Source organism: Flavobacterium endophyticum (assembly GCF_003634455.1).
Lineage (GTDB): Bacteria > Bacteroidota > Bacteroidia > Flavobacteriales > Flavobacteriaceae > Flavobacterium > Flavobacterium endophyticum.
Genome location: NZ_RBLC01000002.1, coordinates 12,264 through 25,069, shown reverse-complemented (window position 1 = coordinate 25,069; position 12,806 = coordinate 12,264). Strand labels below are relative to the sequence as shown.

Here is a 12,806-nt window from a genome sequence, read left to right as displayed (position 1 = left end):
CCATGAAAAGATATGTGCTTATACTAGTTGTTGTATTGTTTGGCGCGTATGCCAAAGCACAGACATTGAACGAGGTGTACGGACAGAGCGTAAAAGCTTATGAAGCTAAAGACTATAAGTCTTTTTTAGCATTGACTCTAAAGCTAGACAGCCTGAGACCATCGCACCCGACATTTACGTATAACCTAGCAGCGGCACATGCCTTAAACGGGAGTGTCGAAGAAGCCAATTTGTATTTGGAGAAATTGGTACTGACAAACAACAAGACTGAATTTGAAAAGGATGCCGACTTCAAGAGCCTAGAAACTACAGCCGCCTATAAAAAGACCCTATTGTTGAAAGCCGAGCTGGAAAAAGAAATCAAGAATTCAAAGAAGGTGATTTCCTTATCCGAAAAAGACCTGCATCCCGAAGGATTGCTGTTTCTGGAGAAATCAAAGACCTGGCTGGCAACAAGCATCCGAAAAAGAAAAATCGTTTCTTTCAATCCTAAGACAGGAAAGTGTACCGACTGGCTTACCGGCAAAAACATCTTGGCGGTTTTTTCAATCAAAGCAGACAAAGACGAGAAATATTTATGGGCGGCTACTGGCGCCTTGCCCGAAATGGAAAAATACTCGAAAGCACTAAAAGGAAAAGCAGAGATCTTACAAATTGACATCAAGACCAAAGCCATCGTAAAGCGGTTTTCTGTTGGCGGGGAACATCTTTTTGGCGATTTGGTAGTTGCTAAAAACAACGTGGTCTATAGCACCGACAGCGAAAAGCCGATTGTTTATAAGATCGAGAAAGATACGATTACGGAATGGCTCAGCCTTAACGGAGAAGCGCTCAGCCTTCAGGGAATAGCTCTCAATACGGAGAATACAAAACTGTTTGTGGCAGATTACCTGAGCGGAATTGTAGCAGTAGACATCAAAAACAATGCTGATAGGTCATGGCTGGAATTTCCGAAAGGCAGTACCAAAAAAGGCATCGACGGCCTGACGTATTATGACAATTCGCTGATTGCGATTCACAATGGTGTGCAGCCGATACGCATCGTTCAATACAAGCTGGATAAAAACCAGAAGCAGCTGACAGGCTTTACCACCCTAGACAATAACCGTCCGGAATTTAATGAGCCGGTACTGTCGATGCTCAAAGGCAATAAGCTGTATTTCTTCGCCAATTCGCCTTGGAAGTTTTATTCTAAAGAATTTGCGTTGGATTTGAGCAAGTTTCAAAACCCTATGCTATTTAGTCATGATCTTAAGGGCAAAATATGAAGGCAATGTTTTTTAATACTAGGGTAGTCTCGATAATTTCTTTACTGATTTTATTGCTTCCGTTTCTAAAACTAACAGAAAGTGAAACTACGGCAGATTTTATGGATGGTAATTTTGCAAATGCCGTAAAATACAAAACGTTTAGCGGTTTTGGCATCGCAATTTATTCAGCGCAAAATATAAGCAAAGGAATTCCAGCACTATTTTTATTGTTTTTAGCTATTTTCTCTGTTGCTATCTTTCAGGCCGTACTGATGATTTTTAAGAGAAATAAGCTTGTGCCATTCTTGAGTATTTTTTTAATTTTAGCCTTAGTAGTAGTTTACTTGCTCTTACCAACTGCCGATTGGCATTCAGAAATCTTATATGGATATTATGCGTTTGGCCTATTTCAGTTGCTGATCTATTATCGAGTATAATTAAACTGAGCAATGCTTTGTTTTTGGCAGACTAAAACGCACTTACTTCCGTTATCTTCTAAAAAAAGATATGAAAAGAATAATCGTCCTGCTAGTGGCAGTTACCTTTTTGAGTTGTGATAAAGACAATGACTCGTCTCCTTCAGAAGAGCGCAATTTTAGACAAGACATGCGCGATTTTGTCATCGGAATCAGCCAAAAGGCAAAAGGCATCAGGCCTGGTTTTGCTGTCATTCCGCAAAACGGAATCGAATTGGTTTCTGAAAACGGAGAAGCAGACGGCCTTCCTGCCCAAGCTTATTTAAATGCCATCGACGGAAACGGACAAGAAGATCTGTTTTACGGATATGACAATGACGATCAAGCAACTCCTGCGGATATTTCAAATTATGTAAAAAGCTTTTTAAACCTTTCAAAGAGCAAAGGCAAGACCATTTTAGTAACGGATTATTGTTCAACGGCTTCAAAAATGAACAACTCCTATCAAACGAATGCAATAAACGGCTATATTTCTTATGCCGCGCCACAACGGAATTTGACCGTAATCCCGACTACGGTTCCCAATAATTCCAATACTGCCGTAATCACAAACTTGTCACAGGCAAAAAATTTCTTGTATTTGATCAATACTGAAAACTTTACATCGAAAACGGCTTTTATAAACGCCGTAAAAGCGACGAATTATGATGCGATTATAATGGATTTGTTTTTGAACGAGGAACAATTTACGGCTACAGAAATCAGCCAATTGCGAGAGAAAGCCAACGGCGGAAAACGTTTGGTAATCTGTTATATGTCTATTGGAGAAGCCGAAGATTACCGCTACTATTGGCAGCCTTCTTGGAATACGTCAAAACCCAACTGGATGGCGGCGGTAAATCCGGATTGGCCTGGAAATTTCAAAGTGAAATATTGGAATGAAGACTGGCAGAAAATTATTTATAAGAACAATGATTCTTATCTGGACAAAATTTTAGAAGCTAATTTTGACGGCGTTTACCTCGATATCATTGACGGTTTTGAGTATTTTGAGAAATAAAAACAGTTTAAAAATGTCATCTTGTCATATTTATAAATGCCAATTTTAACAAAAACTGACAATTTTAATTATTTTTTGTCTTGGCACAAAGATTGTCTAATTGTTCACGAGTTCAAAAATTAGTATAGAAACAAAATATATATAAAAATGGGTAAAATAATCGGAATTGACTTAGGAACAACAAACTCTTGCGTTTCTGTTATGGAAGGAAGCGAACCAGTTGTAATTCCTAATGCTGAAGGAAAAAGAACAACGCCATCAGTAATTGCATTTGTTGAAGGTGGAGAAATCAAAGTTGGTGATCCTGCCAAAAGACAAGCAGTGACCAATCCAACAAAAACTGTTGCTTCAATCAAACGTTTCATGGGAAATAAATTCTCTGAAAGCGCTACAGAAGCTAAAAATGTACCTTACAGTGTTGTAAGAGGTGACAATGACACGCCACGTGTTGACATTGACGGCCGTCTTTATACGCCACAAGAATTATCAGCCATGACACTTCAAAAAATGAAGAAAACAGCTGAGGATTATTTAGGTCAAACAGTTACAGAAGCAGTTATTACTGTTCCTGCTTATTTCAACGATGCACAACGTCAGGCTACAAAAGAGGCTGGTGAAATTGCTGGTTTGAAAGTAATGCGTATCATCAACGAGCCAACTGCTGCAGCTTTAGCATACGGTTTGGATAAAAAAGGTACGGATCAAAAAATTGCAGTTTACGATTTAGGTGGTGGTACTTTTGATATCTCTATCCTTGAATTAGGAGACGGAGTTTTCGAAGTATTGTCTACAAACGGAGATACGCACTTAGGTGGAGATGACTTTGACCAAACTATTATTGATTGGTTGGCTGAAGAATTCAAATCAGAAGAAGGTTTGGATTTGCGTCTTGACCCAATGTCTTTGCAACGTCTAAAAGAAGCTGCTGAAAAAGCTAAAATTGAATTGTCATCTTCTGCTCAAACAGAAATCAACTTGCCATACGTTACTGCAACAGCTACAGGACCTAAACACTTAGTGAAAACTTTGACTAGAGCGAAGTTTGACCAATTGACTGACGCGTTAGTAAAACGTTCTATGGCTCCAGTTGCTAAAGCATTAAAAGATGCTGGCTTGAGCATTTCAGATATCGACGAAGTTATCTTGGTTGGTGGTTCTACAAGAATCCCAAGAATCCAAGAAGAAGTAGAGAAATTCTTCAACAAAAAACCGTCAAAAGGAGTTAACCCTGATGAGGTTGTAGCTATCGGTGCTGCAATCCAAGGAGGAGTTTTATCTGGAGATGTTAAAGATGTATTGTTGTTAGACGTTACGCCTTTATCTTTAGGTATTGAAACTATGGGTGGTGTTATGACAAAATTAATTGAGTCTAACACAACTATCCCAACCAAAAAATCGCAAGTGTTCTCAACAGCTTCTGACAACCAGCCATCTGTGGAAATCCACGTTTTGCAAGGTGAAAGAGCTTTGGCTGCAGATAACAAAACTATCGGTCGTTTCCACTTAGATGGAATTCCACCAGCAGGTAGAGGAGTTCCACAAATTGAAGTAACTTTTGATATTGATGCTAACGGTATCATCAAAGTTTCTGCAACTGACAAAGGAACTGGTAAATCTCACGATATCAGAATTGAAGCTTCTTCTGGATTGACTCAAGAAGAAATCGAAAGAATGAAAAAAGAAGCAGAAGCAAATGCTGATTCTGATAAAGCGGCAAGAGAAAAAATCGAGAAATTGAACGAAGCGGACAGCATGATTTTCCAAACAGAAAGTCAGTTGAAAGAATTTGGTGAGAAATTATCAGATGCGAACAAAACAGCTATCGAATACGCTTTGACAGAATTGAAAATGGCGCATGCTAACCAAGACATCGCTACAATTCAACCAGCTTTAGACAAAATCAACGAGGCATGGAAAAATGCTTCTGAAGAAATGTACAAGCAAGGTGATGCTCAAGGCGCTCCACAAGATGCACAGCCGCAAGGTGAAGCAGGTGGTGACAACGTTCAAGATGTTGACTACGAAGAAGTGAAATAATCGCTTTTTAAATTATAGTTCAAAGCGCAGGGTTATGAACCCTGCGCTTTTTTTTGTGCACTACTTTAACAATTAGGGTCTTATATTTTTTGTATTTTAGGCATTCCAAAAAAAATATACTATGAAAAAGACCGCATTTTTAATCTTACTCGTACTTACTGCTGCCTTTAGCTACGGACAGAAAAAAGGATCCAAAAAGAAAGCCGCTACAAAACCAGCTTCGGCTGCCTTGGCAAAAGCAGACAATCTTACGGCAGAAGTCGTAAAAGGAAATTTCTACCTGTTTATTAATAACAAAGCCAAAAAAGATACAATCGGAATCAAGACTGTTGATGAAAAAAGTCTGCCGAAAGATTGTACACTTAAAGGCTTTACTGCAAAAGGAACACCTTTATACTTGCTGACATGGACAGAGGAGATTACAACCAAAACCGAGTTAAAGACCGAAGTAAGAACCATTCTGTTTTCTGAAGTATACGATACGGCTTCAAAAATAAAACTGTTTTCGAACCAGCAGACAACGACAAACATTACAGAGAAGGTTTTTCTTGATCGATTAAAGAACGCGTCGGAAACGCAAGAAAAGGTGAGGAGAGAAGGCTTTGAGTTTGTCTTGACACCAGAAGGTGACATCTTACAGAAGAACAAGACACAACAGAATACTTTTGCCTTCAATGCAGCGGATAAAAAATATGTAGAAGGAAAAACAACGAGTACGGCGCCAGCCACACCGGCAAAGAAAAAGAAAGCCTAATGTACAGCATAAAAAAACCGAGCACTTAGCTCGGTTTTTTTATCTGAATATATTTTCAAATTTTTATTCTGAAATCTTGATCTCAAACATTTTGTCCCATTTTTTACCAGTGACAAAAAGCGTTTTTGTTTTTGGGTTATAAGCCAATCCGTTCAATACATCGTTTCCTGGATCATGGCCTATCATGTTGACTTTAGTCTTTAATTCTCTTAAGTCAAGAATGCCTTCAACAGCACCTGTTTTCGGATTGATTACAGCTACGGCATCTTTTTGGTATACGTTTCCGTAAATTTTTCCGTCTACCCATTCCAGCTCATTGACAGCTTTTATCTTGCTTGCTTCAGAATATACGTTGATATAATCTGCTTCTTTCATCGTTTCCGGATCCAAAACCCAGATTTTTTCGGTACCGTCAGATTGGTATAATAACTTTCCGTCGTTACATAATCCCCAGCCTTCAACTTTTTTGAAGTACTCAAAAGTTTTGATTTGCTTAAGATTATCAGCATTATAGATAAAACCTATGTTTTCTTGCCATGTCAGCTGGTACACTTTATTGTTTAGGATAGTAATTCCTTCTCCGAAATAGCGACCTTCCAAGTTGATGGATTGGTAGGCTTTCCCAGTTTTATAATCGGTTTTCAGCAATTTTGAAGTACCGCGCTGTCCGGTTCCTTCAAATAAAGTATCTCTGTAAAATTCCAATCCTTGCGTATACGATGTTTCATCGTGCGGGTAGGTATTCACAATCGTATACGTAAGCAATTTCGGCTTTACGTTAGAAACCACTTCGATTCGGGTTTCGGTTTCTACATTTTGTCCTTCATAATAGACAAGTGCTTTTACGTTTTGGTAGCCTAATTTGGTATCGGCCAAAGCAAAATCTAATTTCTTGTTTCCGACAACCGCACCGGCTCTTTTCTCGTTCACATAATAGATGATAGAGTCGATGGTCTTGTTTTTATCGTTCTTTAGCATCAAAGAAAGCGATTCTTGAGGCTGATATGACTCCTTTAAGCTAGCAGAATCAATGCTGAATAAATTTTTTTTCTCTTTTTCGTCATCACCGCAGGACACGATTACCGTCCCTAATAAAATGAATGCTAATAGTTTATGTTTTTTCATTGTTTTAAAATTGATTAGGACAATATACAACGTTATTTTATAACCGCCAATTGCCTTGCAAAAATATAAAATCTTTGTATATTTGCACCGGCAAGTCCTACACGACCAGCTCCTGCAGACTCCCCCAGGGTGGGAACACAGCAAGGGTAAGCGGTTGTAGCGGTGCGATGTAGGTCGCTTGCCATTTTTTTTTAATCTTCCCTTTGCGGAGGATTTTTTGTTTTTAACCCTTTCAGGGTTTTGAACCCTGAAAGGGTTGGTCTTCTGAAATAAAAAATAAACACTAAATTTGGCTTCAAATTTCTAAGAAGCTATCATGTCTAAAATCATACTAATTACCGGCGGTTCTTCAGGAATCGGAAAATCCATTGGAGAATACCTCGTCCAAAAAGGATATACCGTCTATGGCACCAGCCGTAATCCAAAGCGCATCACCGATTCTAAATTTCCTCTAGTTGCGCTTGATGTTCGAAATGTAGAAAGCATCCAGAATGCTGTTGCGGAAATCATCCAAAAATCAGGAAGAATTGACGTCGTAATAAACAATGCAGGTGTCGGTATTACGGGACCTTTAGAAGAAATTCCAACATCTGAAATAAAGAACAACTTCGAAACCAATTTTTTTGGGCCTATTGAAGTCATGAAAGCTGTGCTGCCGCAAATGCGGTCACAGAAATCGGGCTTGATTATTAATATCACTTCGATAGCTGGCTATATGGGATTGCCGTACAGAAGCGTCTATTCGGCTTCAAAAGGAGCTTTAGAGCTGATTACGGAAGCGTTGCGCATGGAAGTCAAAGATTTTGGCGTAAAGATTACCAATATCGCTCCAGGCGACTTTGCAACCAATATCGCTTCGGGCCGATTCCACGCGCCGCTGATCAAAGGTTCCGCTTATGAAAAGCCATACGGCGACACGCTAAAAATGATGGACGAACATGTGGATTCAGGAAGCAATCCGAACGAAATGGCGCTAGCTGTTGCCAAGATTATCGAAAATCCGGATCCTAAAATACATTATAAAGTAGGCGTTTTTATGCAGAAATTCTCGATTGTACTAAAGAGAGTTCTGCCAGATAAAGTTTATGAAAAAATGCTGATGAACCATTATAAATTGTAATTTTGCTACCGAATTTTGAGATCTTATTCAAGATTTGATTATAAGCGTAAACACACAAATTAAACTATAACAGATGAAATTTTTTATTGACACGGCTAATTTGGCTCAAATTAAGGAAGCACAAGCTCTTGGCGTTTTGGATGGCGTAACAACGAATCCGTCATTAATGGCAAAAGAAGGAATTACAGGAAAAAACAACATCCTAAAACATTATGTAGATATCTGCAATATTGTGGAAGGTGATGTAAGTGCCGAAGTAAATGCGCTTGATTTTGACGGAATGGTAAAAGAAGGTGAAGAGTTGGCCGAACTGCATGAACAAATCGTGGTAAAACTGCCGATGACGAAAGAAGGCGTAATGGCTGCGAAATATTTTTCAGATAAAGGAATCAGAACGAATGTTACTTTGGTATTTTCTGCGGGACAGGCTTTATTGGCTGCAAAAGCAGGTGCTACTTATGTCTCTCCGTTTATCGGTCGTTTGGATGATATTTCTACAGACGGCTTAAACTTGATCCAAGAAATCCGTGAGATTTATGATAACTTTGGTTTTGAGACTGAAATCCTTGCGGCTTCTGTTAGAAATACCATGCACATTATCAACTGTGCTAAAATCGGTGCCGATGTCATGACCGGACCGCTTTCGGCTATCACAGGATTGCTAAAGCATCCTTTGACTGATTTAGGATTGGCTCAGTTTGTTGCTGATTTTGAAAAAGGAAATAAATAAGAAGATGATCTTTTAGATATAAAAAAATCCCGCCTAAATTAAGCGGGATTTTTTATTTAGTATTATTCGCGAGATTATTTCAAATGCTCGATGAACTTGACATCAAATAAGTTGACGAAAGCGTTGTTGATCGTTCCGTCTGCATTGGTGGTAATAGCGCGGTGTATTTTTGTAATGACCCATTTCTGTTTCAATTCCTCAAAATCTTTTACCCTGAATTCTTCTATATCGCTGAATTTGTATTTAGAAAGATTGGTCTTCCATTTGGATTGATTGTCGTCAACATTGACAGCAATAAAAGTATAGGCAGGATATTTAGCTTTTAGTTCCATTGCTTTTTTGTGGACGGTTTCGAAATGAGATTCTGCATTTTCTGTCCAGAAAAAGATAACGCATTTTCCTTTCACAACATCCTCGCTGCTGACGGTTTCTCCATTCAAATCAATCAAGCTGACTTTTGGCAATGGATTGCCATTTTTTAGCATCTGGATTGCGTTCCCTATTTTTATGATTTCATTCTGGTTGCCTTTGTCCGTCGAAAGTTGGTTATAGCGGTCAAGGAATTTTTTATTGTTTATAATATGCTGGTCTTCTAATAGATAAGCAAAAGCAATATTGTCTAGGATCGTATTTTTTATTTCCGGATTCTTGAAAAGCGTGTCGGCAATATTAAGCTTAGTGATGTTCATGTCTAAAGCCTTGTCTTCTTCCGAAGCCTTTTCGTCCGCTTTTTCCAAAGCCATATTGTTGAGCATATAGGTAAGATATTTTACAAAAGGAGAGAAATTAGTCAAGTCCTTGTTATTGTAATCAATCTCGTCGCGGTATTCATAAAAATTCTTTGGTAATTTTTGAGAGACATTTTCGCCTGTCCTGATTTCATGAATTACAGGATAAATTTCTTTTTTCGTATAATAAGGAAAATCAAGAGAAGCCAAAGCATACAGGTCAAACTCATCGCTCCATTTTAAAGCTTCTTTCTTGGTCGTATAGTAGTTTTTTCTAGAAGTATAGGCCGAGTCGATGTATTTGTTGAATTTATTCAAGTCATAGTCAAATACCGTAAACATTTTGTTTTTGTCTTCTTCATTCTTAAGATACATTTCCATCAAGAAATTGTTCTTTTCTTCGCCGCGGCCGCAAAACACAACAGATTCGTCAAAGTCATTCGAATTCATGCGTACCATGATACTGTCGTTCTTGTCAAAGTAAACATATTGGTATTCTGGCTCGTGCTTGAAAGTGTATAATCCAGGAGCCAAAGAATCGAATTTCTTAAAAAAACGATTGTTCCTGTCCAAAGGAATAGTATCTATCACTTTGTTGTCTTTAAGAAACAGGACATAGCGATTTAGAGGATTTGTAACTTCGCCACCGAAATAAGCAGTAAAATTATCGTTTTTGAATTTCTTTTCGCAGGATCCCATTAGGAACAGGCTGAAAATTGAAAACGATACGATTTTAAAAACTTTCAAATTGTGCATGTAGTTTAGATCTAATAAACAAAAATATTCAGATGCATCTAGATTCTCTGTTAAGGCATAGTTAAATATAGATGCCTTCAATTATTTAGAATGCGATTAAATAATTAAATAAGAACTTTAAGTTTCATGCTGTAAAACTATCTCTGGTTCCTATGCCAAAAGTGCAGTATTTTTTCTACTTTTGCAAAACTTTTTTAAAAACTATAGCAATGTTAACAGTAAATAATTTATCAGTACAGTTTGGCAAAAGAATTTTGTTTGATGAAGTAAATACAACCTTTACAGATGGTAATATTTACGGAGTTATTGGAGCAAACGGTGCTGGAAAATCTACCTTCTTAAAAATACTTTCAGGAGAATTTGACCCGACTTCAGGGAATGTTTTCTTGGAACCAGGCAAACGTATGTCGGTGCTGAACCAAAATCACAACATGTTCGATGAGCATACGGTTTTGGAAACAGTAATGATGGGGAATAAAGTGCTGTATGCCGTTAAAAAAGAAATGGACGAGCTTTATCTGGATTATACAGATGAAAATGCAGACAGGATAGGCGAGTTGCAGGTACAGTTTGAAGAAATGAACGGCTGGAATGCTGATTCTGATGCTGCTTCTTTGCTTTCGAGCTTAGGCATTACAGAAGACAATCACTATACTTTGATGGCCGATATGGAAGGAAAACTAAAAGTCCGCGTGCTTTTGGCACAAGCGCTTTTTGGTAATCCTGACGTTTTGATTATGGATGAGCCTACCAACGACTTGGATTTTGAAACCATTGCTTGGTTAGAGAACTTCTTGGCAAACTATGAAAATACCGTAATCGTCGTATCGCATGACCGTCACTTCTTGGATGCCGTGTGTACGCATATTTCGGATATCGACTTTGGAAAAATCAACCATTACTCTGGAAACTATACCTTCTGGTATGAGTCTAGCCAGTTAGCCGCAAAACAGAGAGCACAGCAAAACAAAAAAGCTGAAGAAAAGAAACAAGAATTAGAAGAATTTATCCGTCGTTTTAGTGCGAACGTGGCAAAATCGAAACAAGCTACTTCGCGTAAGAAAATGATCAGTAAATTGAATATCGCCGAAATCAAACCATCGAGCCGTCGTTACCCAGCGATTATATTTGACCAAGAAAGAGAAGCGGGAGACCAAATCTTGAACGTGGTAAATTTAAGCGCTTCAATTGATGGAGAGACGTTGTTTACAGGTGTAGATTTGAATATGGCAAAAGGCGACAAGATTGTCTTGTTTTCTAAAGATTCGCGTGCTACGACAGCTTTTTATGAAATCTTAAACGGAAACCAAACTCCAGATTCTGGAACTTTTGATTGGGGAATTACAACCACTCAAGCGTATCTTCCGGTTGAAAACCACGATTTCTTTGAAAACGACCTGACTTTAGTAGATTGGTTAAGACAGTGGGCAAAAACAGAAGAAGAGCGTGATGAAGTGTATATCCGCGGATTCTTAGGGAAAATGATTTTCTCTGGCGAAGAAGCTTTGAAAACAAGCCGTGTATTGTCTGGAGGAGAAAAAGTACGTTGCATGCTTTCTAGGATGATGATGCAGCGAGCGAATGTCTTGATGTTAGATGAGCCTACGAACCACTTGGATTTGGAATCGATTACCGCTTTCAACAACTCATTGAAAAACTATAAAGGTTCTGTTATTTTCACGACACATGACCACGAGTTTGCGCAAACTGTAGGTAACAGAGTGATTGAACTGACGCCAAAAGGAGCCATCGACAGATACATGACTTTTGATGATTATCTTGATGATGAAAAAGTACAAGAGCTTAGAAAGAAAATGTATTCTTAAGGAATAAGCCTCATACAAATAAAAAAATCCCGTTCTTAAAGTACGGGATTTTTTGGTTTAAAATGGTTGGTTTTGGTTATGGTGTTTTATTTCTTAAATCTGCTGATGATAAAGATGATCAAAGCGATGATGGCAACAACAATAAAAATGCCGACGCCCACGCCGAGATTAAAAATACCTTCTACGACTTCGCAACTTGAAAAAGAAAGAAGTATCAAAAGCATAATGGATATTCTAGATATCTTGTTCATGGTTTCTAGTTTTTTATTTTTATAAAGTTCTCCATTTTGCACAGAAAAATATTACATCATTAGTATTTTTGGTTATATAATTATGATCCTGTTGGCATATGGCCTAAAACTGTATTTTTAATTTTACTTAAAAATAAATTTTGCCTACTTTTACAAACCAAACACAACACTTCATTATGAGTCAAAAAATATTGCTTACTTCAAAAGAAGTCAATATCATTCTGCATCGTTTGGCCTGCCAGTTAATTGAAAAGCATCTCGATTTTTCAGACACGATTCTTGTTGGTATTCAGCCACGCGGAACTTTCTTGGCAGAACGCCTCAAAGAAATCCTTCAAAATGAATACCATGTAAAGGAAATAGCTTTAGGTTATCTGGACATCACTTTTTTTAGAGATGATTTCCGCAGGACCGAAAAACCTTTGGAAGCCAACAAGACGCAGATTAATTTCTTGGTAGAAAACAAAAAAGTGATTTTTATAGACGATGTTTTATATACCGGAAGAAGCATCCGTTCGGCCTTGACTGCAATACAGTCTTTCGGAAGACCGGCTGAGATTGAATTGCTGGTGTTGATCGACAGGCGTTTTAGCCGCCATCTGCCAATTCAGCCTGATTACCGCGGCCGACAAGTAGATTCTATAAACAATGAAAAGGTAAAGGTCAGCTGGAAAGAGCAGGAGGGAGAAGATGTGGTTTATCTGGTGACCAACTAATAAGTTCTTAAAATAACAACAACACAACACAACACAT

General features: G+C 38.2%; 12 protein-coding genes and 1 other RNA gene. 10 read left to right on the top strand and 3 right to left on the bottom strand.

Annotated elements, in window-relative coordinates; genetic code table 11:
- The first annotated feature begins 2 nt into the window (after window positions 1-2).
- The 5 genes from CLV94_RS09710 to CLV94_RS09690 all read left to right on the top strand — a co-directional run bounded on the left by CLV94_RS09710 (window position 3) and on the right by CLV94_RS09690 (window position 5,517).
- A complete protein-coding gene (locus CLV94_RS09710; protein ID WP_121376299.1) occupies window positions 3-1,268 on the top strand; it encodes an SMP-30/gluconolactonase/LRE family protein in 1,266 nt (421 codons plus the stop codon).
- 5 nt (window positions 1,269-1,273) lie between these two features.
- A complete protein-coding gene (locus CLV94_RS09705) occupies window positions 1,274-1,687 on the top strand; it encodes a hypothetical protein (RefSeq protein WP_147406612.1) in 414 nt (137 codons plus the stop codon).
- 70 nt (window positions 1,688-1,757) lie between these two features.
- Window positions 1,758-2,726: an endo alpha-1,4 polygalactosaminidase gene (locus CLV94_RS09700; protein WP_121376297.1), complete on the top strand. Its 969-nt coding sequence runs from the start codon at window positions 1,758-1,760 to the stop codon at window positions 2,724-2,726.
- Window positions 2,727-2,873: 147 nt separating this feature from the next.
- Window positions 2,874-4,763 carry a molecular chaperone DnaK gene (gene dnaK, locus CLV94_RS09695; RefSeq protein WP_121376296.1) on the top strand — a complete coding sequence of 630 codons (1,890 nt, stop codon included), beginning with the start codon at window positions 2,874-2,876 and terminating at the stop codon, window positions 4,761-4,763.
- 121 nt (window positions 4,764-4,884) lie between these two features.
- A complete protein-coding gene (locus tag CLV94_RS09690) occupies window positions 4,885-5,517 on the top strand; it encodes a hypothetical protein (RefSeq protein ID WP_121376295.1) in 633 nt (210 codons plus the stop codon).
- A 63-nt stretch (window positions 5,518-5,580) separates the two neighbouring features.
- Here CLV94_RS09690 and CLV94_RS09685 read toward each other — a convergent pair whose 3' ends face one another.
- On the bottom strand, window positions 5,581-6,642 hold the full coding sequence (locus CLV94_RS09685) for a glutaminyl-peptide cyclotransferase (protein WP_121376612.1): 1,062 nt from the start codon (window positions 6,640-6,642) through the stop codon (window positions 5,581-5,583).
- 88 nt (window positions 6,643-6,730) lie between these two features.
- Here CLV94_RS09685 and ffs point away from each other — a divergent pair.
- The 3 genes from ffs to fsa all read left to right on the top strand — a co-directional run bounded on the left by ffs (window position 6,731) and on the right by fsa (window position 8,492).
- Window positions 6,731-6,829, top strand: an RNA gene (ffs, locus tag CLV94_RS09680) — signal recognition particle sRNA small type.
- Between the two features lie 129 nt (window positions 6,830-6,958).
- Entirely contained in the window at window positions 6,959-7,762 is an 804-nt protein-coding gene (locus CLV94_RS09675; RefSeq protein ID WP_121376294.1) for an SDR family oxidoreductase, read from the top strand.
- Window positions 7,763-7,835: 73 nt separating this feature from the next.
- Entirely contained in the window at window positions 7,836-8,492 is a 657-nt protein-coding gene (fsa, locus tag CLV94_RS09670) for a fructose-6-phosphate aldolase (protein WP_121376293.1), read from the top strand.
- Window positions 8,493-8,566: 74 nt separating this feature from the next.
- On the opposite strand, the gene CLV94_RS09665 is transcribed toward fsa, so the two are convergent.
- Window positions 8,567-9,976 (bottom strand): TlpA family protein disulfide reductase, encoded by a 1,410-nt coding sequence (locus tag CLV94_RS09665; protein ID WP_121376292.1) that lies wholly within the window; start codon window positions 9,974-9,976, stop codon window positions 8,567-8,569.
- 209 nt (window positions 9,977-10,185) lie between these two features.
- Between CLV94_RS09665 and CLV94_RS09660 the strand changes: the two genes are divergently transcribed.
- The gene (locus CLV94_RS09660) at window positions 10,186-11,802 is read left to right on the top strand and encodes an ABC-F family ATP-binding cassette domain-containing protein (protein ID WP_121376291.1); all 1,617 of its coding nucleotides are present in this window, start codon (window positions 10,186-10,188) and stop codon (window positions 11,800-11,802) included.
- A gap of 86 nt (window positions 11,803-11,888) precedes the next feature.
- Here CLV94_RS09660 and CLV94_RS17055 read toward each other — a convergent pair whose 3' ends face one another.
- Window positions 11,889-12,053, bottom strand: a complete 165-nt coding sequence (locus tag CLV94_RS17055) for a hypothetical protein (RefSeq protein WP_170148781.1) — start codon at window positions 12,051-12,053, stop codon at window positions 11,889-11,891.
- Between the two features lie 176 nt (window positions 12,054-12,229).
- On the opposite strand from CLV94_RS17055, the gene pyrR reads away from it, so the two are divergent.
- Window positions 12,230-12,769 (top strand): bifunctional pyr operon transcriptional regulator/uracil phosphoribosyltransferase PyrR, encoded by a 540-nt coding sequence (gene pyrR / locus CLV94_RS09650; RefSeq protein WP_121376289.1) that lies wholly within the window; start codon window positions 12,230-12,232, stop codon window positions 12,767-12,769.
- Window positions 12,770-12,806: the final 37 nt, after the last annotated feature.